This is a genomic window from Brevundimonas sp., assembly GCF_041688735.1.
Taxonomy (GTDB): Bacteria; Pseudomonadota; Alphaproteobacteria; order Caulobacterales; family Caulobacteraceae; genus Brevundimonas.
On sequence record NZ_JBDNHO010000015.1, the window covers coordinates 33,278 to 59,713 of the forward strand.

30 protein-coding genes are annotated in these 26,436 nt (G+C 67.8%); 20 read left to right on the forward strand and 10 right to left on the reverse strand.

Translation table 11 applies throughout. From position 1 onward, the window contains the following. Positions 1 to 19: 19 nt before the first annotated feature. The 12 genes from ACESMO_RS01940 to ACESMO_RS01995 all read left to right on the forward strand — a co-directional run bounded on the left by ACESMO_RS01940 (position 20) and on the right by ACESMO_RS01995 (position 12,477). The gene (locus tag ACESMO_RS01940; protein ID WP_372706494.1) at positions 20 to 799 is read left to right on the forward strand and encodes a thiazole synthase; all 780 of its coding nucleotides are present in this window, start codon (positions 20 to 22) and stop codon (positions 797 to 799) included. A gap of 431 nt (positions 800 to 1,230) precedes the next feature. After that, positions 1,231 to 2,688 (forward strand): serine--tRNA ligase, encoded by a 1,458-nt coding sequence (gene serS, locus ACESMO_RS01945; RefSeq protein ID WP_372706495.1) that lies wholly within the window; start codon positions 1,231 to 1,233, stop codon positions 2,686 to 2,688. A gap of 51 nt (positions 2,689 to 2,739) precedes the next feature. Further along, positions 2,740 to 3,120: a hypothetical protein gene (locus tag ACESMO_RS01950; RefSeq protein ID WP_372706496.1), complete on the forward strand. Its 381-nt coding sequence runs from the start codon at positions 2,740 to 2,742 to the stop codon at positions 3,118 to 3,120. 47 nt (positions 3,121 to 3,167) lie between these two features. After that, positions 3,168 to 3,956 carry a 5'/3'-nucleotidase SurE gene (surE, locus tag ACESMO_RS01955; RefSeq protein ID WP_372706497.1) on the forward strand — a complete coding sequence of 263 codons (789 nt, stop codon included), beginning with the start codon at positions 3,168 to 3,170 and terminating at the stop codon, positions 3,954 to 3,956. A 163-nt stretch (positions 3,957 to 4,119) separates the two neighbouring features. After that, a complete protein-coding gene (locus ACESMO_RS01960; RefSeq protein WP_372706498.1) occupies positions 4,120 to 4,764 on the forward strand; it encodes a protein-L-isoaspartate(D-aspartate) O-methyltransferase in 645 nt (214 codons plus the stop codon). 165 nt (positions 4,765 to 4,929) lie between these two features. Beyond that, positions 4,930 to 6,039, forward strand: a complete 1,110-nt coding sequence (locus tag ACESMO_RS01965; RefSeq protein WP_372706499.1) for a peptidoglycan DD-metalloendopeptidase family protein — start codon at positions 4,930 to 4,932, stop codon at positions 6,037 to 6,039. 101 nt (positions 6,040 to 6,140) lie between these two features. After that, positions 6,141 to 6,458 carry a preprotein translocase subunit YajC gene (gene yajC, locus ACESMO_RS01970; protein WP_372706500.1) on the forward strand — a complete coding sequence of 106 codons (318 nt, stop codon included), beginning with the start codon at positions 6,141 to 6,143 and terminating at the stop codon, positions 6,456 to 6,458. Between the two features lie 32 nt (positions 6,459 to 6,490). Beyond that, positions 6,491 to 8,080, forward strand: coding sequence for a protein translocase subunit SecD (gene secD, locus ACESMO_RS01975; RefSeq protein ID WP_372706501.1), 1,590 nt, complete (start codon positions 6,491 to 6,493; stop codon positions 8,078 to 8,080). Beyond that, positions 8,080 to 9,051, forward strand: coding sequence for a protein translocase subunit SecF (secF, locus tag ACESMO_RS01980; protein WP_372706502.1), 972 nt, complete (start codon positions 8,080 to 8,082; stop codon positions 9,049 to 9,051). The genes secD and secF overlap by 1 nt, the downstream gene beginning before the upstream one ends. A 193-nt stretch (positions 9,052 to 9,244) precedes the next feature. Continuing rightward, a complete protein-coding gene (locus tag ACESMO_RS01985) occupies positions 9,245 to 9,868 on the forward strand; it encodes a hypothetical protein (RefSeq protein ID WP_372706503.1) in 624 nt (207 codons plus the stop codon). Further along, the gene (locus ACESMO_RS01990) at positions 9,861 to 10,496 is read left to right on the forward strand and encodes a squalene/phytoene synthase family protein (RefSeq protein ID WP_372706504.1); all 636 of its coding nucleotides are present in this window, start codon (positions 9,861 to 9,863) and stop codon (positions 10,494 to 10,496) included. Before ACESMO_RS01985 ends, ACESMO_RS01990 begins: the two co-directional genes overlap by 8 nt. 97 nt (positions 10,497 to 10,593) lie before the next feature. Further along, positions 10,594 to 12,477: an ABC transporter ATP-binding protein/permease gene (locus ACESMO_RS01995; protein ID WP_372706505.1), complete on the forward strand. Its 1,884-nt coding sequence runs from the start codon at positions 10,594 to 10,596 to the stop codon at positions 12,475 to 12,477. Here the strand turns inward: ACESMO_RS01995 and ACESMO_RS02000 are convergent. From ACESMO_RS02000 to ACESMO_RS02025, 6 genes are all read right to left on the reverse strand, one after another. Next, positions 12,465 to 12,938, reverse strand: a complete 474-nt coding sequence (locus tag ACESMO_RS02000) for a chemotaxis protein CheE (RefSeq protein ID WP_372706506.1) — start codon at positions 12,936 to 12,938, stop codon at positions 12,465 to 12,467. The genes ACESMO_RS01995 and ACESMO_RS02000 overlap by 13 nt on opposite strands. Beyond that, entirely contained in the window at positions 12,935 to 13,513 is a 579-nt protein-coding gene (locus ACESMO_RS02005; protein ID WP_372706507.1) for a response regulator, read from the reverse strand. Before ACESMO_RS02005 ends, ACESMO_RS02000 begins: the two co-directional genes overlap by 4 nt. Positions 13,514 to 13,597: 84 nt before the next feature. Beyond that, positions 13,598 to 14,548 carry an acetyl-CoA carboxylase carboxyltransferase subunit alpha gene (locus ACESMO_RS02010; protein WP_372706508.1) on the reverse strand — a complete coding sequence of 317 codons (951 nt, stop codon included), beginning with the start codon at positions 14,546 to 14,548 and terminating at the stop codon, positions 13,598 to 13,600. Positions 14,549 to 14,633: 85 nt separating this feature from the next. After that, positions 14,634 to 14,825, reverse strand: coding sequence for a type II toxin-antitoxin system HicA family toxin (locus ACESMO_RS02015; protein WP_372706509.1), 192 nt, complete (start codon positions 14,823 to 14,825; stop codon positions 14,634 to 14,636). Between the two features lies 1 nt (position 14,826). Then, positions 14,827 to 15,048, reverse strand: a complete 222-nt coding sequence (locus ACESMO_RS02020; RefSeq protein ID WP_372706510.1) for a DUF1902 domain-containing protein — start codon at positions 15,046 to 15,048, stop codon at positions 14,827 to 14,829. A 17-nt stretch (positions 15,049 to 15,065) separates the two neighbouring features. After that, complete coding sequence (locus ACESMO_RS02025) at positions 15,066 to 15,962, reverse strand: tyrosine recombinase (protein WP_372706511.1); 897 nt, start codon at positions 15,960 to 15,962, stop codon at positions 15,066 to 15,068. Positions 15,963 to 16,072: 110 nt separating this feature from the next. On the opposite strand from ACESMO_RS02025, the gene ACESMO_RS02030 reads away from it, so the two are divergent. The 3 genes from ACESMO_RS02030 to ACESMO_RS02040 all read left to right on the forward strand — a co-directional run bounded on the left by ACESMO_RS02030 (position 16,073) and on the right by ACESMO_RS02040 (position 18,329). Next, on the forward strand, positions 16,073 to 16,630 hold the full coding sequence (locus ACESMO_RS02030; RefSeq protein WP_372706512.1) for a shikimate kinase: 558 nt from the start codon (positions 16,073 to 16,075) through the stop codon (positions 16,628 to 16,630). Next, on the forward strand, positions 16,627 to 17,733 hold the full coding sequence (gene aroB, locus ACESMO_RS02035) for a 3-dehydroquinate synthase (RefSeq protein WP_372706513.1): 1,107 nt from the start codon (positions 16,627 to 16,629) through the stop codon (positions 17,731 to 17,733). Before ACESMO_RS02030 ends, aroB begins: the two co-directional genes overlap by 4 nt. 86 nt (positions 17,734 to 17,819) lie before the next feature. Further along, positions 17,820 to 18,329: a GNAT family N-acetyltransferase gene (locus tag ACESMO_RS02040; protein WP_372706514.1), complete on the forward strand. Its 510-nt coding sequence runs from the start codon at positions 17,820 to 17,822 to the stop codon at positions 18,327 to 18,329. Here the strand turns inward: ACESMO_RS02040 and ACESMO_RS02045 are convergent. Then, on the reverse strand, positions 18,326 to 18,733 hold the full coding sequence (locus ACESMO_RS02045) for an MliC family protein (protein ID WP_372706515.1): 408 nt from the start codon (positions 18,731 to 18,733) through the stop codon (positions 18,326 to 18,328). The two genes, ACESMO_RS02040 and ACESMO_RS02045, sit on opposite strands and share 4 nt — an antisense overlap. A 34-nt stretch (positions 18,734 to 18,767) precedes the next feature. Then, positions 18,768 to 19,253: a tRNA adenosine(34) deaminase TadA gene (gene tadA / locus ACESMO_RS02050; protein WP_372706516.1), complete on the reverse strand. Its 486-nt coding sequence runs from the start codon at positions 19,251 to 19,253 to the stop codon at positions 18,768 to 18,770. Here tadA and ACESMO_RS02055 point away from each other — a divergent pair. The 3 genes from ACESMO_RS02055 to ACESMO_RS02065 all read left to right on the forward strand — a co-directional run bounded on the left by ACESMO_RS02055 (position 19,242) and on the right by ACESMO_RS02065 (position 21,986). After that, positions 19,242 to 20,693: a pseudouridine synthase gene (locus ACESMO_RS02055; RefSeq protein ID WP_372706517.1), complete on the forward strand. Its 1,452-nt coding sequence runs from the start codon at positions 19,242 to 19,244 to the stop codon at positions 20,691 to 20,693. The genes tadA and ACESMO_RS02055 overlap by 12 nt on opposite strands. A 3-nt stretch (positions 20,694 to 20,696) precedes the next feature. Further along, positions 20,697 to 21,263 (forward strand): 16S rRNA (guanine(966)-N(2))-methyltransferase RsmD, encoded by a 567-nt coding sequence (rsmD, locus tag ACESMO_RS02060; protein WP_372706518.1) that lies wholly within the window; start codon positions 20,697 to 20,699, stop codon positions 21,261 to 21,263. A gap of 108 nt (positions 21,264 to 21,371) precedes the next feature. Next, positions 21,372 to 21,986 carry a heme-binding protein gene (locus ACESMO_RS02065; protein ID WP_372706519.1) on the forward strand — a complete coding sequence of 205 codons (615 nt, stop codon included), beginning with the start codon at positions 21,372 to 21,374 and terminating at the stop codon, positions 21,984 to 21,986. On the opposite strand, the gene mutL is transcribed toward ACESMO_RS02065, so the two are convergent. Further along, the gene (gene mutL / locus ACESMO_RS02070) at positions 21,987 to 23,834 is read right to left on the reverse strand and encodes a DNA mismatch repair endonuclease MutL (protein WP_372706520.1); all 1,848 of its coding nucleotides are present in this window, start codon (positions 23,832 to 23,834) and stop codon (positions 21,987 to 21,989) included. Between the two features lie 102 nt (positions 23,835 to 23,936). Between mutL and ACESMO_RS02075 the strand changes: the two genes are divergently transcribed. Continuing rightward, on the forward strand, positions 23,937 to 24,278 hold the full coding sequence (locus ACESMO_RS02075) for a hypothetical protein (protein WP_372706521.1): 342 nt from the start codon (positions 23,937 to 23,939) through the stop codon (positions 24,276 to 24,278). A gap of 63 nt (positions 24,279 to 24,341) precedes the next feature. Further along, positions 24,342 to 25,637 carry a hypothetical protein gene (locus ACESMO_RS02080; protein WP_372706522.1) on the forward strand — a complete coding sequence of 432 codons (1,296 nt, stop codon included), beginning with the start codon at positions 24,342 to 24,344 and terminating at the stop codon, positions 25,635 to 25,637. 4 nt (positions 25,638 to 25,641) lie between these two features. Here ACESMO_RS02080 and ACESMO_RS02085 read toward each other — a convergent pair whose 3' ends face one another. Next, positions 25,642 to 26,430, reverse strand: coding sequence for a DsbA family protein (locus ACESMO_RS02085; protein WP_372706523.1), 789 nt, complete (start codon positions 26,428 to 26,430; stop codon positions 25,642 to 25,644). Between the last annotated feature and the right edge of the window lie 6 nt (positions 26,431 to 26,436).

The window sequence follows — 26,436 nt, forward strand, 5'->3', positions numbered from 1 at the left end:
GACGGGCTAAACCCCCGTCATGACCAAGCCCCATGACACCTGGACCGTCGCCGGCCGGACCTTCACCTCTCGGCTGATCGTCGGCACCGGCAAATACGCCGACTACGCCCAGAACGCAGCGGCGGCGGAGGCGGCGGGGGCCGAGATCGTCACCGTGGCGGTGCGGCGGGTGAATTTGAGCGATCCGTCGCAGCCGATGCTGGTCGATTACGTCAAGCCGGACCGGTTCACCTTCCTGCCCAATACGGCGGGGTGTTTCACCGGCGAGGACGCGGTGCGGACGCTGCGGCTGGCGCGCGAGGCGGGCGGCTGGGGTCTGGTCAAGCTGGAGGTGCTGTCGGACACGGCGCACCTGTATCCGGACATGATCGAGACGCTGCGGGCGCTGGACCTGCTGGTCAAGGACGGCTTCGACGTCATGGTCTACTGCACCGACGACGTGGTCATGGCCCGGCGGCTGGAAGAGGCCGGAGCGGCGGCGATCATGCCGGCGGCGGCGCCGATCGGCTCGGGCCTTGGCATCCAGAACCGGGTCAATATCCGGCTGATCGTGGAACAGGCGACCGTGCCGGTTCTGGTTGACGCAGGGGTCGGCACGGCGTCGGACGCGACCATCGCCATGGAGCTGGGCTGCGACGCGGTGCTGACCAACACGGCCATCGCCGGGGCGCGCGACCCGATCCGCATGGCGCGAGCGATGAAACATGCGGTCATCGCCGGGCGGGAGTCCTATCTGGCCGGGCGGATGGCCAGGCGGATGTACGCGGACGCCAGCTCGCCGCTGGGCGGGCTGATCTGAGTTTGCACTGCCGTCGCGAAAAAAAACGGTGCAAACAGTGCAATGAGTCCAATGCGGCCAGTTTTGCGGCTCCTCAAACCGGAAGGGGAAAGCAGTATCTCATGGGTGCAGGCTGGGGCGGGTTCAGGACGCTGTGATTTCTGAAGTGTGCGCAGAATCAGGGGGTTGGCTGCGCGAGACGTGAAGACAGCCGATGGATTGGCAGCGGATCGTCAGGGGTTTCCTTCTCCCTTTGGGAGACGGTGGCGCGCAGCGCCGGATTATTGTCGGATGGGAGAAGCGGCCAAGCCGCCCCCGACAGCCGCCCCTCGCCCTTTCGCGCAAGGACGACGCCCCGGATCAGGTCGGGGACGCCGTGCGCTCAAGCCCTCTCCCCATGGGAGAGGGACTCGGTTAGAGCATCCCTTTATTCCGGTACAGACTGACCGACCATGCACGACATCCGCGCCATTCGAGACCATCCCGCCGCTTTCGTCAGCGGCTGGTCGTCGCGTGGGGTGGAGGGGGCGGAGGCCATGGTCGAGGAGCTGTTGCGGCTGGATCGTGAGCTGAGGGCGGCGCAGACGGCGGGGCAGGACGCCCTGGCGCGGCGCAATGCGGCGTCCAAACTGATCGGCGCGGCGATGGCCAAAAAGGACATGGCCGAGGCCGACCGGCTGAAGCTCGAGGTCGAGAGCCTGAAGGGCGAGATCGCGGCGGCGGAGGCGGTGGAGGCCGAGGTCGGCAAGCGGCTGCGCGACCAACTGGCGGCGCAGAAGAATCTGGCGGCCGACGACGTGCCCGAGGGCGAGGATGAGGCCGGCAATGTGCTGGTCGGTCAGCCGTGGGGAACGCCCCGCGAGGGTGGACCGACGAAGGATCACGCCGATCTGGGCGAGGCCATGGGCCTGCTGGATTTCGAGGCGGCGGCGAAGATGTCGGGCTCGCGGTTCGCGGTGCTGAAGGGCGGGCTGGCACGGCTGGAACGGGCCATCGGCCAGTTCATGCTGGACGTGCAGACAACTGTGCACGGCTATCTGGAGGTCAATCCGCCGTATCTGGTGCGCGATGAGGCGATGTTCGGGACAGGGCAACTGCCGAAGTTCAAGCCTGACCTGTTTAGCACATTTGATGCGGACCGCTTTTGGTCCGACTACGATCAAGCTCGGGCTGGCCAAGCCGCCGAGTTCAGAGAACGGATGCCCTCCAAAATCACGATGGAGGAGATGAATTCTGCGTGGATTGGACGGCAAGTTGAGTGGCGCAAGAAGTACGAAGCGAGGGAATACGATTCGCTGTTTCTCATTCCCACCGCCGAAGTGTCCCTGACCAATCTCGTGCGCGAGCAGATCCTGTCCGAGAGCGAGCTGGCCACCCCCATGCGGATGACCGCCCTGACGCCCTGTTTCCGGGCCGAGGCGGGGTCGGCGGGGCGGGACACGCGCGGGCTGATCCGGCAGCACCAGTTCCACAAGGTGGAGCTTGTATCGATCTCAAGGCCCGAGGATTCCGAAGCCGAGCATGAGCGGATGGTGCGCTGCGCCGAGGTGGTGCTGGAGAAGCTGAACCTGCCGTACCGCCGCATGCTGCTGTGCAAGGGCGATATGGGCTTTTCGGCGAAGAAGACCTTTGATCTGGAGGTCTGGCTGCCGTCGCAGGGGACGTATCGCGAGATCAGCAGCTGTTCGAACTGCGGGGACTTCCAGGCCCGGCGGATGGACGCGCGGTTCAAGCGGGACGGTGAGAAGAAGACCGAGTTCGTGCATACGCTGAACGGCAGCGGACTGGCGGTCGGTCGGACGCTGGTGGCGATCATGGAAAACTATCAGGACGAACATGGGCGGATCGCGGTGCCGACCGCTCTGCTGCCCTATATGGGTGGGGTGACGCACGTGGGCGGGGTTCAATAGTTTCCGCTCATCCCCGCTTTCGCGGGGATGAGCGGAGATAAAGAGGTTCAGATGTTGAAAATACTGACCATGACCGCCCTGCTGGCTCTCGGGGCCTGCGCCAGCGGGCCGTCGTCGAACACCTATGTCCACGCGGCCGGAGACACCAGCTTCACCGGCTGGGTGCGCTTCAGCGAGGGCGAGTTCCAGCTGTATGCCGATCAGGACCAGGTGCTGCAGCCGTTCTCGCGGCCGTGCCTGTCCGGCGCTGCGCCGCGTGACATCATGCGGATGTCGGGTGACCTGTCCAACGCCAAGGTCCGGATCAGCGGCCGGACCGCGCCGTGGTCGCAGGCTTCCAGCGACCGGATCGAACATGCCGGGTCGGTGATCCGCAACGAATGCGGCGGCAGCTTCGTGGTGCTGGCCGACGACATCCGTCCGGCGAGCTGACATGACGCCTTGCGCTATCGTCCTGTGGACTCTTTGAGCGGAGCGGCATGCGTATCCTGCTGACCAACGACGACGGCATCGAGGCCGGGGGGCTGGCCTGTCTGGAGCGGATCGCGCGGACCCTGTCCGACGATGTCTGGGTGGTGGCGCCGCAGGAGGAACAGTCGGGCAAGGGCCGGGGGATGACCCTGACCGAGCCGCTGCGCGTCAACCGGCTGGGCGACAGGCGGTTCGCGGTGACGGGAACGCCGACCGACTGTATCGTGCTGGCGGTCGGGGATCTGATGCCCGAGAAACCCGATCTGGTGCTGTCGGGGGTCAACCGCGGCCATAACGTCGGCGAGGACTGCTCCTATTCGGGGACGGTGGCGGGGGCGCTGCAGGGGATGGCGTTCGGCATCCGCTCGATCGCGCTGTCGCAGTCGCTGGAGCGGTTCCATGACGATGTGGTTGTCCACTGGGAGACGGCCGAGGCCTATGCGCCGGCCATCATCAGCCGGCTGCTGGTTCAGCCGTGGCAGGACGGGGTGGTGATGAACCTGAATTTCCCGGCCCGGCCGCCCGAGGATGTGACCGAGGTGGAGGTGACGCGCCAGGGCTTCCGCGGCATCGGCGAGATGCATGCGGTCAAGCGCGTCGATATGCGGGGACGCGACTATTACTGGATGAGCTTTCGCGGGTCGAAGCGGGACCATGCGCCGGGTACCGACCTGCGGGCCATGGACGAGGGCAAGATCTCGGTTACGCCGCTGCACATCGACCTGACCCACGCGCCGAGCATCCATGATCTGAAGGGCGTGCTGGGCGGGGCTCCGCCGAAGACGGTGGTGGCGTGAGAGTCATCCCCCCTCGGGGGAGGGGAACCGCGCGTAGCGTGGTGGAGGGGGCTAGACCCATCCACGAACGGTTGCGGTTAGCCCATCCACCATCCTTCGGATGGTCCGGTCGTCGGATCGGTTCCACCGATCCTTCCTCCACCCCCGACGGGGGTGGATTTAGATGAAACTGAACGACGATCGCGCAGGCCGGCTGATCCTGGGGCTACGGCAGCAGGGGGTGACGGACACGCGCGTGCTGGCGGCGATGGAGTCGATCGACCGGGCCGTCTTCGTGCACGAGAAATTCCTCGATCAGGCGTGGGAGGATCAGGCCCTGCCGATCGACTGCGCCCAGACGATTTCACAGCCCTATATCGTCGGCCTGATGACCCAGGCGCTGGACGTGCAGCCGCGCCACCGGGTGCTGGAGATCGGTACGGGCAGTGGCTACCAGGCCGCGGTGCTGAGCCGGCTGGCGCGCTATGTTTATTCCATCGAGCGCTATCGCAGCCTGCTGACCGAAGCCGAGGCGCGGCTGAAGGCCCTGAAGATCGACAATGTGATCACGCAGCATGGCGACGGCGGCCTGGGCTGGCCGCAGCAGGCGCCGTTCGACCGGATCATGGTGACGGCGGCGTCTCCCGGCGAGCCGACGGAACTGCTGCATCAGCTGAAGCCGGGTGGGGTGCTGGTCTGTCCGGTGGGGCGGACCTCGGTGCAGATGCTGCATCGCTATGTGGGGCAGGAGGACGGCTCGTTCCGGCGCGAGAGCCTGAGCGAGGTGCGGTTCGTGCCACTGGTCGAGGGCACGGCCAAAGAGGGTTGAGGGGGTTTGGCACCACGATCGGGCTTCGTCCCGATTGAGCGCGGTTGTGGCGCTATCGGGCTTCGCTCTGGCTGAGCGCGGTTGTGGCGTTAACCTTCGCGCCCAACTTTGGCGCGGTTTGCGGGGTCTGGTGGTATGGGGCAGGCGATGAATCGGAGTGGGCGGATGAAACGGATCAAGTCTGGTATGCGGGCCCTGGCCGTCATGGGGGCGATCGGCCTGCTGGCGGCGTGTTCCAGCTATCCGGCCGAGCCGCGCTATTCGATCTATGCCGATGGCCCCGCGGCGCCCGTGGCCGCTCCGACCTATTCGCCCGCCATGCCCGCGCCGTCAGGCGAAGGTGTGCGGGGGGCGACCCGGCCCGAGACCGAGGTCGCGCCGCCGATCGGCGCGCCGGTCGAGGCGATCGAAGGCGGGGCCCTGTCGGCGCCTGTGAACACCGCGCCGCGCCGGGCTTATTCGAACGACGTGGCGCCGGCCGCCGGTCCGGCTTCGGAAGGTTATTCCACGCCGCCGCCGCCCGCGCGCGGGACGGCCGTGGCGGCCGGAGCGGCCTATCAGATTCAAGCCGGCGACACGATTTCCGGCATCGGCCGGCGCTTCCAGACGCCGGTGCAGGCGCTGATTGACCTGAACGCCCTGGGGCCGCGCGCCGCCGTGACACCGGGCCAGAGGATCGTCCTGCCGGGCTATGCGGTGGACATCGGCGGCGATCCCTATGCGACCGGGCCTTCGCCCATGGGCGTCGTCGTGCCCTTCGAAGCCGCGCCTCCGCCGCCTCCGCCGCCGCCTCCACCGCCGACCGCGATGGCCAGCCTGCCGCCACCGCGCGCGCCGGCGGCGACGGTCGCCACCAACCCGACGCCGACCGGGCCCGCCGCCACGACCGTGGCGCTGGACTGGCCCGTGCGCGGCGAGATCGTGCGGCGCTTCGGGCCCGTCGGCCTGGGCGAGCGCAACAACGGCATCAACATCGGCGCTCCGGCCGGGGCCGAGGTCCGCGCGGCGGCCGAGGGGCGCGTCGGCTACGTCGGCGACGATCTGGCGGGGCAGGGGCTGACGGTGCTGATCGTGCACCGCGATGGCTGGCGCTCGGTCTATGGTCATCTGGGTTCAGCCACGGTACGCGACGGTGACAACATCCGTGCGGGCCAGCAGATCGGCACGGTGGGCAATACGGCGGGCGACTGGCGACCCTCGATTCGTTTCGAGACCTGGCGCATGCGCGGCGACGAACCGATGGCGATCGATCCGTTGACGGTCTTGCCGCAGTAGCGCGCCGAGGCGCGTTGCAATGTCACCCGGCGCGCCCTAGGTTCCGCGCCTCATTTTAAAGGGCGCGCCAGGCGGCGGGTCCGACGCATGCGGAGACTATCGTGCAGGAACTTCTCGCGGGGCCGTTCGGGACCCTGATCTTCTTCGTCCCCGTCATCATCCTGTTCTACTTCATGATGATCCGCCCCCAGCAGAAGCAGATGAAGGCGCACCGGGAGATGATCGGCGCGCTGAAGCGGGGCGACACCGTCGTCACCTCCAACGGCATGATCGGCAAGGTCACCCGCGTCGAGAATGACGAGGCCATGGTCGAGATCTCCCAGGGCGTGAACGTCCGCGTGGTAAAGTCCATGATCACCCAGGTCCGCGACCGCACCGCCGTCGCCGCCAACGACACCAAGCAAGTCTCCAAGGCCTGACCACGGCGCTCTGAAAGGTCGGGGAAGCCCGCATGATCCATCTGTCGCGCTGGAAGGTGATCCTTCTGAGCCTGTCGCTCGCGTTCGGGATTTTCTTCGCCTATCCGAACCTGCTGAGCGCCGAGCAGAGGGCCGCCCTGCCGGGCTGGCTGCCGAAGACCGGCCTGAGCCTCGGGCTTGATCTGAGCGGCGGGTCCTATCTGTTGCTCGACGTCGACGTGGCGGCCATGCGCGAGAAACGCCTGGCCAACCTCGGCGAGGACGCCCGCACCGTTCTGGAAGAAGCGAACATCGTCACCTCGGGTATTGTACGCGACGGGTCCGGGACGGTCGTCACCCTGGCTGATCCGAGCCAGATGGATCTGGCGCAAGAGACGATGCGCGCCCTGATCAGCGCGGGCACCAGCGGTGTCGCCGATCGCACGGTTCGGCGTCTCGACGCCAACCGCATCCGCTATGCCTTCACCGATCAGGCGATGTCCTCGATGGCGTCGGACGCCGTGACCCAGTCCATCGAGGTGGTGCGTCGCCGGATCGACTCGCTGGGCACGCGCGAACCCTCGATCACCCGCCAGGGCTCGGAGCGAATCGTGGTCCAGGCCCCGGGCGAAAGCGATCCGTCGGAGCTGGAACGCATCATCGGTCAGACGGCCCAGCTGACCTTCCAGCTGGTCGACGTCGAGAACTCTGTCGAAGAGGCCCTCGCCGGCTTCCCACCGCCGGATTCCGAGATCATTCCCGACGCTTCGGGCCTCCCCTATCTGGTCAGGAAGCGTATCCTCGTCTCGGGCGAGAACCTGACCAAGGCCGAGGTGACGGCCGACGAGAACAACCGGACCGCCATCGGCTTCCGCTTCGACCCCCCCGGCGCGCGTCGCTTCGGCGAGGCGACGGCGGCGAACATCGGCAAGCCCTTCGCCATCGTCCTGGACGGCAAGGTGATCTCGGCCCCGAACATCAACAGCGCCATCACCGGCGGCTCGGGCATCATCCAAGGCAGCTTCTCGATCGAGGAAGCGTCCGAGATGGTGAACCTGCTGAACGGCGGGGCCCTGCCGGCACCGCTGAAGGTCGAGGAGCGCCGCGTCGTGACCGCCGAACTGGGCGCCGACGCGGTCGCCGCAGGTATGCTGTCGACGATCATCGGCTTCGCCATCATCGTGGTCTTCATGTTCCTTTCCTACGGCCTCCTGTTTGGCGGCATCTCGGTGACCGGCCTGCTGCTGAATGGTCTGCTGATCGTCGCCGTCATGTCCTTCGCAGGGGCCAGCCTGCCCCTGCCGGGCATCGCCGGCCTGATCCTGACCTTCGCCGTGGCCGTGGACGCCAATGTGTTGATCTATGAACGGATGCGCGACGAGGCGCGGGCCGGACGCAGCGTGATCGCGTCGCTGGACGCCGGCTTCAACAAGGCCATGGGCACGATCATCGACGCCAACCTGACGACCCTGGTTGCGGCGCTGATCATGTTCATCTTCGGCGCCGGGCCGGTGCGCGGCTTCGCCTGGACGCTGACTATCGGCGTCTTCACCTCCATGCTGTCGGCCGTGCTGGTCGCCCAGGTGGGTCTCGCGTGGTGGCTGAAGGTCGCCAAGCCCAAAAAACTGCCGATCGCGGAGTGATGGCGATGTCCTGGTGGCCCCTTATCAAAATCCTGCCGGTCAAGACGAACCTGAAGTTCGTTTCGTTCGCCAAATACGCCGCCGTCCTGTCGGCCGTGCTGGTGATCGCCTCGCTGGTCGGCGTGTTCAAGCCCGGCCTGAACATGGGCATCGACTTCCGCGGCGGTGCGGCCATGGAAATGAGCAAGCCGACGGGGCAGGTGCTCGATCTCGGCGCCGTTCGCGGTGCTGTGGGTGAACTGGGCCTGGGCGACGTGCAGGTGCAGGGCATCGACGACGATTCCAGCGCCATCGTCCGCTTCCAGGTGCCCGACGACGTGCCGCAGGTCGACGTGGTCGAGCGCGTGCAGACCGCCATCAATACGGCCGTCGGCGATGTGACCTATTCCGGCGTCAGCGTGGTCGGGTCCAAGGTTTCGGGCGAGCTGTTCCGGTCCGGACTGATGGCGCTGGGAGCGGCTGTCGTGCTGATGTTCGCCTACATCTGGTTCCGGTTCGAGCCGCAGTTCGGCTTCGGCGCCATCGCCGGTCTGCTGCACGACGTCATCCTGGTGTTCGGCCTGATCGTCCTTCTGCGGCTGGAGTTCGGCCTGAACATGGTCGCGGCGATCCTGACCGTTATTGGCTATTCGATGAACGACACGGTCGTGGTGTTCGACCGGCTTCGCGAGAACCTGCGCAAATACAAGACCATGCCACTGGGCGAGGTTATCGATCTGACCATCAACGAGATCCTGACCCGAACCATCATCACCGGCCTCACGGCCGTCATGGTGCTGGCGGCGCTGGCCTATTTCGGTGGCGAGGCCCTGTACGGCTTCTCCATCGCCCTGATGTTCGGCATCGTCGTCGGCACCTATTCGTCGATCTACGTCGGCGCGCCGATCATCCTGCTGTGGGGCGTCAAGCGCGGCGACCGCAATCCGGACGACATCAAACCCATCAAACTGGGCATGGCGAGCCGGCCCTAGAGCGAAATCGGTCTTGATGGATGCAGTCCATCAAGGCTCAGATTTCGCTCCAGCATGATTCTGGACCATTTTCTGGATTCAGGTCGATTCGACCTGAAGCGAAAATAGTCCAGGGGCGGTTCTCCCTCCCCACACGGGGGAGGGAGAGCTATGCTTTCGCTGATAACGAATCGCGCCCGGGGAGGGGCCGACCATGGTCAAGCTGCTGTCGAACTTTCGCACCACCATACTGCTGAGCCTCGTGCTCGCGGGGGTGATGATCTATGCCTTCGGCCAGATCTCGGAACGCTCGCTGGGCGATCCGACCTTCTGGCAGGCGGTATTCCGCTGGATCCATGTCGTTTCGGGCATTCTGTGGATCGGGCTGCTGTACTATTTCAACTTCGTCCAGATCCGCGTCATGCCGTCGATACCGGCCGAGCTGAAGCCCGCCGTGTCCAAGCACATCGCGCCTGAGGCCCTGTTCTGGTTCCGCTGGTCGGCGCTGGTGACGGTGCTGGCGGGCGTGGGCGTCATGCTGTTTCGCGGTCACGTCTATTCCGCCGAAGTCATGACCTTCGGCATGGCGGGCGGCATGGTCCAGGGCGACCAGCAGTATGCGCTGATGGGCATCGGCGTCTGGCTGGCCCTCATCATGTTCCTGAACGTCTGGGGTATCATCTGGCCGAACCAGAAGCGCGCCCTGGGCATCGTGGTCGTCGATGACGACGCCAAGGCCCGGGCGGCGCGCATCGCCATGCTGGGCAGCCGCACCAACCTGCTGCTGTCGCTGCCGATGCTGACCTCGATGGCGATGTACCAGACCCTGTTTGGCTGATCCCGGCTCTACCCTCGACGAACAGGTTCGCGCCGTCGCTCCCGATCGCTGGCTGTCGAGCCGGTTCGTCCCGGACCCGATCGCGCGCGCCGACCTGATCGCGCTCTATGCCTTCGAGGCCGAGCTGCTGGCCATTCCCAAGCGTGTCACCCAGCCGCTGCTGGCCGAGATGCGCTTTACCTGGTGGTCCGAACAGATGGACGGACTGTTCGCGGGCCTGCCGCGCAAGGGGCATCCGGTGCTGGAGGCGCTGGGCAAGGCGCAGGCGCGGCGGCCGATGGACCGCGGCGTGTTCGACCGCCTGATCGAGGCGCATATCGGTCGCGTGCAGGGGCAGTCGCACGATCTGGAAGCCTTCTACGGTGGGCCGATGCGCGAGGCGGCCCGCCTGCTGGGCGCGGACGATCCTGACCAGGCCACGGCCGCCGGACGGGTCTGGGGCCTGTCGCAGACCGGGCGGCACGATGAGGCCAGGGCCGGGTTGGCGGACGCCGATCGGTCGGCGCGAAGCCTGCCGGTGGCGGCCTTTCCAGCCGTCCTGCCCGCGACGCTGGCCCGCGCGCCCGACGCCGGACCGGCGAGCAAGCGGGGGCGCCTGCTATGGGCGACACTTCGCGGGCGACTGTGACGCCGACAGTATGAGCGCCTCCACGGCGGTTTCCATCCAGCGACGATGACGACTTTGCGATCGCTTCCTCGCAGGCCATATGAACCCCATGGCGCGAATGGGTGAAAGGACAGGACGGCGGGGCAGCTCGGTGGCCAAGGCGGGGGACGCCGGAGCGACCCGGGCCGGCGATGACGGCCCACCGATCATGCAGGCGCTGGCCGACCTGTTTCGACTGGTCCAGAGGTCGAACGCGCCGCAACTTCGTCTCAGGCTGATCGGGGCCATCGGCATGACGCTGGCCGGCAAGGCGCTGGGCGTTCTGGCGCCGCTGGTGCTGGGCGCGGCTGTCAACCGGCTGGCGGAGGGGCAGGGCGCGGCGGTGGGCATCGCCTGGGGCTTCGGCGCCTTCGCCGTCGGCTGGGCCATCGTGCGCCTGATCTCGGCTATAGCGCCCAACGCGTCTGACGTCGTGTTCGCGCCGGTCCGGTCGGCGGCGCAACGGACGGCGGCAGCGGAAACCTTTGCCCATGCTTTGAGCCTGTCGCTGGATTTCCACCAGACCAAACGGTCCGGGTCGCTGTCGCGGATCATGGATCGTGGCGCGCGGGCGGTGGATTTCCTGATGCGTATCCTGGCCTTCAACCTGGTGCCCACGGGGGTCGAACTGGTGCTGGCCGCGGGGGTGCTGGCCGTTGCCTATGACTGGCGGTTCGGGGCTGTCGCGGTGGCGGTCGTGGCGGTCTATACGGTCTCGACCTTCGCCCTGTCGAACTGGCGGATCGAGCACCGGCGCGAGATGAACGCGGCCGACACCGAGGCAGCCGGCGTCTCGGTGGATGCCCTGCTGAACTATGAAACGGTGAAGTCCTTCGGCGCAGAGGCGCGGGCGGCGCGGGTCTATGACGACGCCCTGGGCGACTACACGCGGGCCGCGCTCAAGGCCAACAGCTCTCTGGCCCTGCTGAACGTGGTCCAGGCCGTGATCATGAACATCGGTCTGGGCCTGATGGCGGTGATGGCCGGGTTCGAGGCCGCGGCGGGCCGGATGGGGCCAGGCGACGTGACCGCCGCCGTGCTGATCATGATCTCCCTGTATGCGCCCTTGAACATCCTGGGCTTTGCTTATCGTGAAATCCGCCAGTCTTTCATTGACATGGAGGAGATGCTGAAGGTGACGCGTCAGACGCCGCAAGTGGCCGACGCGCCCGATGCGACGCCCCTGCCGCGCCCGACCGACGCGCGTGGCGCGGCTCTCGCGTTCAAGGATGTGGCCTTCCGGCACGATGCGCGCGCCAACGGGCTGTCGGACATCAGCTTCGCCGCAGCCCCGGGCACGACCACGGCTCTGGTCGGGCCGTCCGGCGCGGGCAAGTCGACCATCGTCAAATTGGCCTTGCGCCTGCTGGACCCCCAGGAGGGGCGCGTCCTGATCGACGGCATGGACGCGCGGCAGGCGACGCAGGAATCGCTGCGCGCGGCGGTGGCACTGGTGCCGCAGGACGTGGCCCTGTTCAACGACAGCATTCGCGCCAATATCGGTTTCGCCCGGCCCGACGCGGACGAGGCGGCGATCTGGGCTGCGGCGGAGGCGGCCGAACTGGCCGACTTCATCCGCGAACTGCCCGAAGGCATGGAGACGCGCGTCGGAGAGCGCGGTCTGAAACTGTCTGGGGGCGAGCGTCAGCGGGTGGGCATAGCTCGCGCGCTGCTGGCCGACCCCTGCATCCTGATCCTGGACGAGGCGACCAGCGCGCTGGACAGCCGGACCGAGGCCGCGATTCAGAAGACGCTGCGCAAGGCGCGCAACGGCCGCACGACCCTGGTCGTCGCGCATCGCCTGTCGACCGTGGCCGACGCGGACCAGATCCTGGTGCTCAAGGCGGGACGTATCGTCGAACGGGGCGCGCACCACGAACTGGTGGCGCGGCTGGGCGGAGAATATGCGGCACTGTGGCGCAAGCAGACGCGCGGCGCGAAGGTCGACCGTCAGCCCGTGTGATTGACCTTGCGGGCGACCATGTCGGTCAGCTGGGCCCGGACCACGTCGCGCTCGGCGCGGGCCTCGGCCGGAAGCACCATCAACAGGCGCAAGGTCTTCACGTGCACCTCGATGATGCGCCAGTCCATGGCCCCGCGCGCCTGGGCCGTATCGACGATGTCGCACAGACCCTTGGTCACCGCGCAGATGTCGTCCAGCTCGAACGGAGCGGCGGCGTCGATCACCGCATTGGCAGAGCGGTAGACGCCGTCCAGCCTCATGCCGAAATCCTCCGGGCAGGACGGGGGCGGCAGCTCTGATAGTTCGTTGATGTGGAGGGCGAGCTCGACCATGGCCTTGGCGCGGAGGTCTTCAAGGTTCTTGCGGGCCCGGGTCAGGGCGACGCCCACGCTGACTCCGCCGGCGCTGTCGATCATCTTGCCCAGAGCGGACTTGCGGCGAGCGTGGGTAATCACGGTCACGGGTTGACGTCCCCGGCTGCGGTGGCGGCCTTTTCAGCCTCGAAATTCACGCGACGGATCACGTCGGCGCGGCGTTCTTCTCCTGGTGGATCGCCTGGACGGAAGCGGCGATCAGGACCGAGATATTCTCCGACCTCGAGGAACGGACGGCCGTCGCGAGCCACCCAGACGATGCGCTCCAGCAGGCTCGAGGCGCTGAACGGTTTGGTGACGACGAAGTTGGCTCCGCAATCCCGCGCGCGGCCGACGTTGGAGCGGCGAATGTGGGCGGCAGTCAGAATGACGGGAACGAAGGCGTTCGGCTGTCGACCGGAGCGGCGCAACCAGTGGACCAGGTCGTAGCCGCTCATGACGGGCATTTCGCTGTCGACCAGCAGCAGGTCGATGTCCTGCTCGTTCAGGATTTCCATGGCGTCGGTCGCGCTGCGACAGGAATAGCGGACGCGGATTCCGAAACCGAGAAGGGCGCTGGCGGTGATTTCTGCGGCGAAGGATGAGTCATCCACCACCATGGTGACCGCTTCGGTGAGGTTGATGATCGCGCTTTCACGCAGGGCCTCGCCCAAGCCGCTCATACTCGTGTCCCTGCCAGAATCGAATGCACATAACTTATCGCGTGCGCCGACCGTGTCACGCAACCGTCGTCGGAAGGTTAACTGTCAGGACGCCCTGCCGATGGCGTAGAAGCGATCAGCGCGGGCCTTGCGCAACTGGTCGGGCGACAGGCCGGACAAGGCCTTCAGTTCCTCCGCCAGGACGTCGCCGACCGATTCGATGGCGGCTTCGCGGTCGGCGTGCGCGCCACCGAGGGGTTCCGGTATGATCCGGTCCACGATCTTGAGCTCGACCAGATCCGGAGCGGTGATCTTCATGGCCATGGCGGCGTCGCGGGCACGGGTCCCATCGCGCCACAGGATACCGGCGGCGCCCTCGGGCGAGATCACCGAATAGATGGAATGCTCCAGCATCAGCACCCGGCCCGCGGCGGCGATGGCGATGGCCCCGCCGGAGCCCCCTTCGCCGGTGATGGTGGCGATCGAGGGCACGCCCAGCGTCAGGCAGCGCTCGGTCGAACGGGCGATGGCTTCGGCTTGGCCGCGTTCCTCTGCGCCGAGGCCCGGATAGGCACCGGCGGTGTCGACGAAGGTCAGGACCGGCAGGCCGAACCGCTCGGCCATGTCCATCAGGCGCACGGCCTTGCGATAACCCTCGGGCCGGGCCATGCCGAAATTGTGCACCACGCGGGTCTGGGTGTCGTGGCCCTTCTCATGGCCCATCAGCACGACCGGGGCACCCCGGAACTGGGCGAGGCCGCCCAGAATGGCCTGGTCGTCGCCGAACTGGCGGTCGCCCTTCAGCTCGACGAAGTCGGTGAACAGTCCCTCGACATAGTCGACGAAATGCGGCCGCTGCGGGTGGCGCGCGACCTGGGTCTTCATCCACGGGTCGAGGCCGGCGTAGATCTTCTTGCGCAGTTGCTCGGCCTTCTTGCGCAGGCCGTCGACCTCGGCGTCGAACGAGCCCGAGGTCGCGGAGAGCAGGTTCAGCTCTTCGATCTTCGCTTCCAGATCGGCGATCGGCTTTTCGAAATCGAGGTAATGGGTGGCCATCAAGGCGTCCGGTACAGGCGCGCGCGACTGCGCGGCGGAAGGCGGCGGAAACTAGTGGCCCTGACGCCGGGGGGCAAGCGGCGGTTCAGAAGGCCTTGGGCAGGCCTGCCTGTTTAAGGATTGCATTGGCCATATGGCAGAGCGGTTTCGCAGGCACGGTGACGGATTGCCGGCTTGGGCAGCGCCGCTGCTCATGGCTGCCTTTGCCGCCGATGGCCCGCGTATATTCGGCGACGCTCAACAACCGCGTGAGGTCCCGATAGTAGTCGGAGACCATTTCAGGCGGCTTGGGTGAGCTGCCGGACAGCCTCGAAGCGGATGGGCGTAGGCTCGTGAATGCCCAGGTTCTCGGCCAAGAGATCCGGTCCAAAATGGCGGATCAAATCCTGAAACTCCTCAAGCGTGTCAGCCTGGAGCACCAATCCTGGAATATTGGATTCGCTGCACCAGACCTCAGCCTCGGGGTCCCAGATCGCCTTGACGTAAAAGGATTGGCTCATCTCCCGATTATGCGCCGTCAGTCGTCACGCGCCAAGGGGTGGTTGTCCCGCACCACCTGAGCCAGGCGGTCGGTGGCGACGTGGGTGTAGATCTGGGTCGTGGCGATGTCGGCGTGACCCAGCAGGGTCTGGACCACGCGCAGGTCTGCCCCGCCCTCCAGCAGGTGGGTGGCGAAGGCGTGGCGCAGGACGTGGGGGCTGACACGGGCCGGGTCAATGTTGGCCGCGATGGCGGCCTGATCCAGCACCTGGGCGAAGCGGCGGGGGGTCAGGTGGCCCTTGGCCGAGGCGGAAGGGAACAGCCACGGACTGTCCGGAGCGCCCGGCTTTCGGCCCGCGTCGCGCGCGACCAGCCAGCCCTTCACGGCCTCGCGGGCGGAGGCGTTCAGGGGAGCCAGTCTTTCCTTGCCGCCCTTGCCGCGCACGATCAGCCACGCCGGATCGCGGCGCACGGCCTCGACCTTGAGCGACAGCAGTTCGGAGACGCGCAGGCCGGAGGCGTAGGCCATTTCCATCAGGGCCAGCAGGCGAACCCCCGCAGCCCCGTCGCGGGCGGCGGCGGCAGCCAGCAGGCGCTCCATTTCGTCGCGGGTCAGGACGTGGGGCAGGGGGCGGCCCTGTTTCGGCGCGTCGAGCCGGCGCGAAGGATCGCCCTGACGCCAGCCCTCGCCAAGGGCGAAGCGGTAGAACTGCCGGACCGCCGAGCGCCGCCGGGCTTGCGTCGCGGCGGACAGGCCCCGCGCGGACAGGCTGGCGTACCACGCCTCGACCGCCGTCTCGTCCGCCGTCATCAGCCCGCCGGAACCCGCGTCGGCGTCGGCCAGATCGCGGCCATAGGCGGACAGGGTGTGGGGCGAAGCGTCGCGTTCGACCGCCATCATCTCCAGAAAGGCCTCGATCTGGTGCGTCGTCATGGGAACCTGCGCTTTGCCGCGCTGCCGCATCGTGTAGAGGGTGGTCGGGTCATGTGCTCGTGCCTGCCCCGCATTTCGCCGCCGTCCCGCTGCCCGCCGAGAGGCCGGTCGTGAGCGATGCTGGGGCGATTCCGGTCCATCACCGCACCATAGCGCTGGTCGGGCTGATGGGCGTGGGCAAATCCACGGTCGGGCGAAGGCTGGCCAGGCGGCTGGACCTGCCGTTCGCGGACGGTGACGTCGAGATTGAGGCAGCGGCGGCGATGACCGTGTCCGACATCTTCGCGCGGCTGGGCGAGTCCGAATTCCGCGCGGGCGAGGCGCGGGTGATGAAGCGGCTGCTGGAGGGACCGCGCATGGTGCTGGCCACCGGCGGCGGGGCGGTCCTGAATCCCGAGACGCGGGCGTTGCTGAAGACGCGCGCGGTGACCGTCTGGATGCGGGCCGATCTGGAGACGGTGTCGCAGCGTGTCCAGCGGCGCGACACCCGGCCGTTGCTGCGGGGTCGCGATCCGCTCGAAGCGCTCAGGGCCATGGCTGAGGTGCGCTACCCGGTCTACGAGACCGCCGACCTGATGGTGGATGTCGCCACGGGAGCCCACGCCCAAGCGGTGGAGGCTATCGTTTCGGCGCTGGAGGCGCATCTGGCTGCGGAGGCGAAGGCGTGACGACGACGATTGAGGTCAGCGGCGGTAATTTCCGGCCTTACGAGGTGATCGTGGGTCGTGGCCTGCTGGCCCAACTGGGTCCGCGCGTTGCGGCGCTGGCGCGGGGCCGCACGGTCGTGATCACTGACGAGACGGTGGCCACCCTGCATGGCCCGGCCGTTCTGGCGTCGCTGGCGGCGGCGGGCGTCAAGGCGCGGCTGCTGACGGTGCCACCGGGCGAAGGGTCGAAATCCTTCGCCGAACTGGAGCGGTTGATCGACCGCATGCTGGCCATCGGGCTGGACCGGAAGGATGTGATCGTGGCGTTGGGCGGCGGCGTCGTCGGCGACCTCGCCGGGCTGGCGGCGGCGCTCTACATGCGCGGCATCGATTTTGTGCAGGTCCCGACGACGCTATTGGCTCAGGTGGATTCATCGGTCGGCGGCAAGACGGCGATCGATACGCCGCGAGGCAAGAATCTGGTCGGTGCTTTCCATCAGCCGCGGCTGGTACTGGCCGACATCGATGTGCTGGCGACCTTGCCCGAACGGCAACTGCGCTCGGGCTGGGCCGAGGTACTGAAACACGGGATGATCTGCGACGTGGCCTTCTTCGACTGGCTGGCCGGTGAGGGCGCTGTCGGGTCCAAGGGCGAACCCGAGGCCCTGCATCGGGCCGTGGTCCGCTCGGTCGAGATCAAGAGCGCCATTGTGGGCGAGGACGAAAAGGAGGCGGGGCGGCGCGCCCTGCTGAACCTCGGCCACACCTTTGGCCACGCCATCGAGGCGGAACTGGGCTTCGACGAGGACGTGCTGACCCATGGCGAGGCCGTCGCGCTGGGCTGCGCCATGGCGTTCCGCTTCTCGGCCGTGCGGGGACTCTGCGCCGCTGCCGACTCCGAACGGGTTGAAGCGGTGATCGCTGACGCCGGACTGCCGACACGGCTGGAGCATGCCGGTGCCTTCAGCGCCGACCGTCTGCGGGCGCGCATGGCCAGCGACAAGAAAGCGGAGGGCGGGAGGCTGACGCTGATCCTGGCGCGCGCCATCGGCGACGCTTGCGTGGACAAGGCAGTGGATCGCGCCGCCGTGCACGAATTCCTCAAGACGGAGGGCGCGGCTTAATCCCGGCTCGTATTACGCTGGCCTCCGAGCCGCTGGAGAACCGGTTTGTCCGGCTTGATCCATTCACCTCGGCGCTGGAGGCCGAGGTGCGCGCGGCGCTGGATTGTGACGCGGCGTCCTGGGACATCATGGTGGGGGCCGCCTATGGCCCGCATTTCGACGGCTGGTGGCGCGGTGCCCTGAACGCCATGGAGCAGGGGACGCGGATCGCCTGGGCCGTCAGACGCACGTCCGACGGGGCGGTGGTCGGCACGACCAGCTTGCAGGAGATCAAGCCGGATCATCGCCGCTGCGAAATCGGATCGACCCTCTATCGGCCGGAGGCGCGGGGCGGCGCGGTCAATCCATCCTGCAAACGCCTGCTGCTGGGCCAGGCCTTCGACGCCGGTGCGGTGCGGGTGGAGCTCATCACCGACGCCATCAACCCCGCCAGCCAAGCCGCCATCCGCAAACTGGGCGCGCGCGACGAGGGCGTGTTGCGCAAGCACAAGATCACCTGGAAGGGCCGCATCCGCGACACCGCCCAATTCGCCATCCTCGACGAAGACTGGCCCGAGGTCCGCGATCGGCTGGACGCGCGGCTGGCCGAATTCTAGTCGATCGCGCGGCAGTCCGTGGGCTCGCGCCCGTCGGCGACCCAGTTCGCCATCGCGCCTTCGCCATGCAACTCATAGCCGGAGGCCCTGTACCAGATGCCGTCGGCGGCCCGCTCCTGATACAGGTCGACCGCCGCGCCACTGGAGTTCCGAACCGTGGCCATGCCGCGCGGATTGTCGAAGTCGACCGACAGGCGCTCGCCGTTGTTGCAGAGATAGACGGTGCGGATGATGCGGTTCAGGGCGCGGTCCTGAACCTCGGCACCGGTCCGGCGACGCGCGGTCTGGGCCTGTTCCGCCCGTTCGCGAACGGCCTCGCCATCCGTGGGAGCTTCAGCGGGCTTTTCGCCGCCACAGGCGGAGAGCAGCAGGGCCGCCACAACGGGGAAGAGCGCCAAACGCATACAATCAAGCCTTGCCATTGTGCCGTTCGCCGGTTCAACGCGTCGTGTCGAGCCGCGTTCCTTTGCGCCGGGCACGGAAGAAGGCGCGCAACAGCTCTGCGCCCTGCGACGCCAGGATGCCACCCGTGTTCTCTGGCCGCCAATGACAGGTCGGCTGGTCGAAGAAGCGGGGGCCATGCGCCACGGCGCCGCCCTTGGGATCGTCCGCGCCCCAGACCAGACGGCCGATGCGGGCGTGGCTGATCGCCCCGGCGCACATGGCGCAGGGCTCAAGCGTGACATAGAGAGTCAGGCCGGTGAGGCGATAATTGCCCCGTTTCGCCGCCGCTGCGCGCAGGGCGACGATCTCGGCGTGAGCGGTGGGGTCGTGGGCACCGATGGGGCCGTTGCGGCCTTCGGCGACCACTTCGCCGGTCGATTCGTCGACGATCACGCAGCCGACGGGCGTCTCTCCGGCGTCGGCCGCCGCTTGCGCACAGGCCAAGGCCATGTGCATGAACCGCTCATCATGGTCAGCCATCCTCGCGACAACGACAAGAAGCCTAGGCCGCGTCAAGACGACAGCCGCGACGGGCCGCGGAAACCCTTCGCCAAGGGCCCGCCCAAGGCGGGCGGCAAGAGCTTTTCCAAGGACGGAAAGCCCGGTCTGAAAGCCGACGAAGGCCCCAAGCGCAGCGAGCGGGTCGCCAAGGCCATGGCCCGCGCGGGCATCGCCTCGCGGCGCGAGGTCGAGCGGCTGATCGGCCTTGGCAAGGTCGCCGTGAACGGCAAGATCCTCGACACGCCCGCTGTGCTGGTCACGCGCGACGACGTCATCACCGTCGACGGCAAGCCGATCGGCTCGGCCCAGGCCACGCGCGTCTGGCGCTATAACAAACCCGCCGGCCTGATGACCTCACACAACGATCCCGGCGGACGTCCGACGGTGTTCGACGCCCTGCCGAGCGGCCTGCCGCGCGTGATCTCGGTCGGTCGTCTCGACCTCAACACCGAAGGCCTGCTGCTGCTGACCAACGACGGCGAGCTGAGCCGCGCGCTGGAGCTGCCGACGACGGAACTGGTGCGCCAGTATCGCGCCCGTGCCCGGGGGCGGGTTTCGCAGTTGCAGCTGGATTCGCTGAAGGAGGGCGTCACCGTCGACGGCATCCGCTATGGCCCGATCGAGGCGACGCTGGACAAGGCCAAGGAGAGCGAGGGCAATGCGCCCGCTAATCTGTGGATCAGCGTCTCCATCACCGAGGGCAAGAACCGCGAGGTCCGCAAGGTGCTCGAGCACATGGGCCTGACGGTGAACCGGCTGATCCGGCTGGCCTATGGGCCGTTCCAGCTGGGGACGCTGCCGACGGGCTCGGTCGAGGAAGTCGGGCCGCGGGTGATCCGCGAGATGCTAGCCCAGCATATCCGCCCCGAGAACCTGCCCGAGGGCAATACTGTGCAGACGCCCGCGCCGCAGCCCGGGCGTCGCACCACGGCTCCGATCCACAAGGGCGCGTCGGGCTCGGCCATGTCGGATCCCTCGCGCAAGCCCAGCCGTACCCGCGCCGCCGGGGCCGCCACCGACGCCGCCGCCGAACGGGCCGCCCGCCCGCCCAAGAAGGCGGGCTGGGCCAAGGCCGCACCGAGGTTCGAGCATCCCAAGAAGAATTTCACCCCCCGCGCCCGGCCCGAGGGCGCGGATGCCGCAGGCGAGCGTCCCAAACGCGTCTTCAAGCCGCGCGAGGATCAGTTCATCGACAAGCCACGGGGCGACGCGCGCACGGGGGCGCGTCCGACCGCGAGGTCCGACGACCGGCCGGGCGACAAACGCCCCTTCAACCGCAAGCCGGACGGCAAGCCGCCGTTCGCGGGCAAGCCCGGCGGTTCGCGCCCCGCTGGCTTCACCAGACCCGGCAGCCCCCGTCCGGGCGCCGGTCCGGCCGGCGGGCGCGGCAGCCCGCGCGGTCCCCGCTCCAAGGGCTGATCCGTGCGCATCGTCGCGGGAGCATTCAGAGGCCGTTTGCTGGTCGCGCCTGAGGGGCAGGGCACGCGCCCGACCTCGGACCGTGCGCGCCAGGCGGTGTTCAATGTGCTGGAACACGCGGCGTGGGCCGAGCCGCTGGCGGGGTTGCGGGTCATGGACCTGTTCGCCGGGTCGGGGGCCTTGGGGTTCGAGGCCATGAGCCGAGGCGCCGTCTTTTGCCTGTTCGTCGAGACCGATGAGGACGCGCGCGGCGCGATCCGCGAGAACGCCGACGCGTTCGGCATCATGGGCGCGACGCGGGTGCATCGGCGCAGCGCCATCGACCTGGGTTTGCGCCCCGGATCGGACGGAGAGGCCTTCGACCTGGCCTTTCTGGACCCGCCGTACCGCAAGGGGATGGGCGAGCAGACGCTGGCCCGACTGCTGGAAGGAAACTGGTTGAGGCCCGGTGCCGTCGTGGTGTTCGAGCGCGGCTCGGACGAGCCCGAGATCGATACGCCCGGCTATGAATGGCTCGATGCCCGAGACTACGGCGCGGCGCGGGTGCTGTTTCTGAGGGTCGCCGCCTGAGCAACTGCTGCGACATCAGCGCGTTGGATGGATCTGGCCAATACCGCCGCTTGCGCCGACAGTGATGTCTGCTCGAGCGGCCGCAATGGTCGGCTGAAGGGGTCCCGGATGAAACGCCGCATACTGGCCTTGCTGATGATCCTCATGGCGGCAGGAACACCCGCCATGGCGACCGAGGAACCCGTCTTCACCCAGGTTCTCAAGGAGGGCGCGTTCGAAATCCGCGACTATGTTCCGACCGTCGTGGCCGAGGTGACCGTGTCCGGCAGCCAGGAACGCGCCTCCAGCCAGGGTTTCCGGATTCTCGCGGGATACATCTTCGGGGGCAATACGCGGCGCCAGTCCATCGCCATGACGGCCCCGGTGGCCCAGCGTCGGGTGAGCGAGACCATCGCCATGACGGCCCCGGTGAGCCAGACAGCCTCCGGCACGGGCTGGACCGTCCGCTTCACCATGCCCGCCGCCTGGTCCATGCAGACCCTGCCCCAGCCGAACGATGACCGGATTACCCTGCGTCAAGAGCCGGGGCAAAGGATGGCCGTGATCCGTTTCTCGGGCATAGCCGATGCGCGTCAGGTCGATCGGCACAGCCGCGAACTTGAGGCGGAACTGCGAACACGCGGCTTGCGACCCACGGGACCCATCAGCATGGCCCAGTACGACCCGCCATGGACCCTGTGGTTCATGCGCCGGAACGAGGTCATGGTCCCGATCGCGCGCTGATCACCGCCGGCCGAACAGCTTTTCCAGATCCGCCAGCTTCAGTTCGACATAGGTCGGGCGGCCGTGATTGCACTGGCCGGAGTGGGGGGTGACTTCCATCTCGCGCAGGAGGGCGTTCATCTCGGGCGCGGAGAGGACGCGACCGGCGCGGACACTGCCGTGGCAGGCCATGGTGCCGCAGACCTCGCCGAGGCGTTCTGATAGTGCCAGGGCCGCACCGTGTTCGGCCAGGTCGTCGGCGATGTCGCGGATCAGGCCCTGGACATCGGTGTCGCCGAGCAGGGCGGGGGTCTCGCGCACCAGAACCGCGCCGGCGCCGAACGGTTCGACGATCAGCCCCAGTTCGGCCAGTTCGTCGATGCGGGCCGAGACGCGCTCGGCCTCGGCGGGGTCCAGCTCGACCACTTCGGGCGTCAGCAGGGCCTGACGGGTGACCGCGCCCCTTGCCATCTGGACCTTCATCCGCTCGTAGACGAGGCGTTCGTGGGCGGCGTGCTGATCGACCACCACCAGACCGTCACGGGTCTGGGCGACGATATAGGGGCCGTGTAGCTGGGCGCGGGCGGCACCGAGCGGGAAGTCCAGAGGGTCGACAGCACCGTTGGATTCATGATGAATCAATGATTGACCGTCGAAGGCGGTTGAGCCTTCAACGCGCGCGGAACGCTCGTTCAGACCGGGAATGACCTGCGCTGTCGAAGAGGCCGGCGCGGCCCAGCCCTGCCATCCGCTCCAGCCCTGGGCCGAAGGCGTGGACGGACTGAAGGCGGCACCCGTATGCGGCCGGAAGCCCGCCAGTGCATCCGCCGCGACGGTGGTTGAGGCGCGGTGTCCGGCGGCGGCCAGGGCATGTCTCAGCGCCCCGACGATCAGGCCACGGACCAGCGCCGGATCGCGGAACCGCACCTCGGCCTTGGCGGGATGGACGTTGACGTCGACGTAGAGCGGGTCGATCTCGAGGAACAGCACCGCCGCCGGATGGCGGTCGCGGGCGAGGAAGTCGGCATAGGCCCCGCGCAGGGCACCCTGCAACAGCCGGTCCTTCACGGGACGGCCGTTGACGAACAGATACTGATGCCCGGCGTTGCCGCGCGAATAGGTCGGCAGGCCCGCGTATCCGGTCAGGCGGACATTGTCCCGCGCCTGATCGATCAGCAGGGCGTTGGCCTCGAAATCGCGGCCCAGCAGGGCGGCCAGCCGCTTGAGACGTCCGGCGTCGCCGGGGTGTTCGGCGGGCAGGCGCAGGGTGGTCTTGCCGTCGAGGTCGAGGGTGAAGGCGACGCCTTCGTGGGCCATGGCCTGACGCTTGATTTCCTCCGAGATGGCCATGGCCTCGGACCGTTCGGACTTCATGAATTTGAGCCGGGCGGGGGTGGCGTAGAACAGGTCGCGGACCTCGACGCGCGCGCCGTGCGGGCCGGGAAAGCCGGCGGGAGCGACGGGCCGCTGGTCGCCGCCCTCGACGGTGATCGCATGGGCATCACCACCCTCACGGGGTCGACTGGTGATGGTCAGCCGGGCGACCGAGCCGATGGAGGGCAGGGCCTCGCCGCGGAAGCCGAGCGTATGGATGCGCAACAGGTCGACGTCGCCCGCGTCGTCCGGCTCCAGTTTCGACGTGGCGTGCCGCTCGACCGCCAGCGCCAGCTGATCCGCCGCCATGCCGTGCCCGTCGTCGGCGATCAGGATGCGGGTGAGGCCGCCGCCGTCGGCCTGGACCTCGATGCGGGTGGCGCCCGCGTCGAGCGCGTTCTCGACCAGTTCCTTGATGGCGCTGGCCGGGCGTTCGACCACCTCGCCGGCGGCGATGCGGTTGACGGTTTCGGGGGGGAGGCGGCGGATGAGCATGGGAATCGCAAGTATGGCCCGTTCGCCAGAAAGGAAGAAGCGCGGCTTGGCTTCACCCTGGAGTTAAGCGAGTATGATCTGGGGACAGGGGAGATTTCCGCAATGCGCACCCTTCTGATGTGCGGTGTGGCCGCCGCTGTGGTGATGATCGGGCCTTCCGCGGTCGCCGACGCCACTGTTGATCGCGCCATGATGGACCTGAACCTGCCGCTACTCGTCTGTGGCCCTCCAGGGGCGGACGACGACGCCGGCACGCCGATAGCCGACATGGTCATGGTCGACGGCTTCGGGACGGGCGGCTTCCAGATCGAGACGGCCAGTGTCGAGGCGCAGGCGTGGTTCAACCACGGCGTCCGGCTGCGCTGGGCGTTCGAGCATAACGAATCCGTCCGCGCTTTCCGCAAGGCACGGCTGCTGGACCCGACTTGCGCCATGTGCGCCTAGGGCGAGGCCTGGGCCATGGGGCCGAACCTGAACGGTGGTGGCGGCAGCGCGCAAACCCAGAGCATGGCGCTGAAAGCCGCGCGTGATGCCCGCCGACTGGCGCGCGGCGCCACGCCGATGCAGCGCCAGATGATCGACGCCATGGTGCAGCGGTATTCGGGATCTGACCGTTCGCGGTCGCGCCGGTTCGCCACCGCCATGGACCGGATCGCCAAACGCAATCCGACGGACGTCACGGTCGCCGCCATCACGGCGGACGCCTGGATGCTGAAGGCCGACGAGTGGTGGGACGACGAGGGCAAGGCCGCCGATCCGGGCATCACCCGGGCGATGCAGATTCTCGAACAGACCCTGGCCCGTTCGCCGAACGATCCCGCCGCCATCCATCTTTACATCCACCTGACGGAATGGTCGGACGATCCGCACAAGGCCATCCCCTATGGCGAGCGTCTGGCGGCGCTAGCACCGAATGCCAGCCATCTGGTGCATATGCCGTCGCACACCTTCTACCGCGTGGGACGCTACAAAGACGCCATGATGTCCAACGTCAACGCTGTGGCGCTGGACCGTCGCTATGACGGGCTGGCGAAGCCGCCGGGCGGCGTCAAGGGGATGCCGCTGCACGGGCACAACATCCACTTCGGCATGGGCGGGGCCCTGATGGCCGGCGGCGATGTCGAGGGGCTGAAGCTGGCCGACTGGTTCCTCGCCACCTACCCGGATGTGCCGGTCAACAACACGTGGCGGCAGATGCAGACCCACAACGCCTATGCCATCTACGGCCGCTTCGGCGCGGCTGATCAGGTGGCGGCGCTGAAGGAGCCGCCCGAAAGCTATCCGATGCTGAGGATCAGTTGGCGCTATGCACGCGGCGAGGCGGCGGCAAGGGCCGGGGACACCGCTGCGGTCCGCGCGGAAGCCGCCGCCATCGCGGTGCTGCGGGGGCATGCGTCTTTCTCCACAGGGCCGATGCAGGATGGACGCAAGGCTTTCACCGAACTGTACCAGAGGGTTCTGGAAGGTCGGGCCGCGATGATTGACGGCGATCATGCGGCGGCGCTGACCGCTTTTGGCCGGGCAGCGGAACTGCAGGGCCAGGGCGAGGAAGGCGGCGACCCGCCGATCATCTGGTACCCGACCCGGCGCAGTCTGGCCGCCGCCATGCTGGCTTCGGGCGATGCCGCAGGTGCCAAGGCCAAGATATTGGAGTTACTTGAGGACTGGCCGAGCGATCCCTACAGCTATTTCGTCCTGGCGCAGGCCGAGACGGCGCTCGGAGACAACACCGCAGCCGGCGAGGCCGAGCGCAGGTCGCGCATCGAATGGATCGGCGGGCGGATGTCGCTGAAGCTGGCCTGACGGCTCAGGTCGCCGCCTTGGCCGCGCGGATGGCCCTGTCGATGTCGGCGGGTTGAATGCTGGCCATTGGCTTGCCCGCGACGAAGAAGGTCGGGGTGCCGGACAGTTGCAGGGCGGCGGCCTGGGTGTGGATGTCGGCCAGATGGCTGGCGACCTCGGAACCGGCCATGTCGGTCCGGGCCTGGGGCAGGGACACACCGTTTGCGGTCAGGATGCGGTCGATGCCCTCCTTGTCGAGCGCGGGCGTCGCCATCAGGGCGCGGAAGACGCCCAGATATCTGCCTTGGCGATGGGCGGCCTGGGCGGCGCGGGCTGCGTAGTGGGAGACGTCGTCGTCGCCCCGGTCGAGGATCGGCCAGTCCTTGAACACGAAGCGGACGTCGGGGTGGGTGTCCATCAGGCGCAATAAATCCGGAGCGGTCAATTTGCAGCCCGGGCAGCGGAAATCGAAGAATTCGATGACGGTCACCCTGGCGTCGGCGGGACCGAAGGCGGGGTCGCGCGGGTCGGCGGCGAGCAGGGCTGGATTGGCGGCCGCTCGTTCCTGGACGGCGGAGACGCGGGCGGTGTCCTCACGCGCCTGCAAGGCCATGCTGACCTCCTGCAGGATCTGCGGATTCTTCAACAGATAGGCGCGCACGCGTCCGTCGAAATCGCCGCCGCTCGCGTAAGGCAACACAGCGAAGATCAGGGCGAGGATGGAGACGCCGAGCGCCACGAAGCCCGCGCGGCCTTCGGAGAAGAAGCGACTGGGGCGCGGGGTTTCTGGCGTCGGTTCGGGCGCGTCGGTCATCAGGTC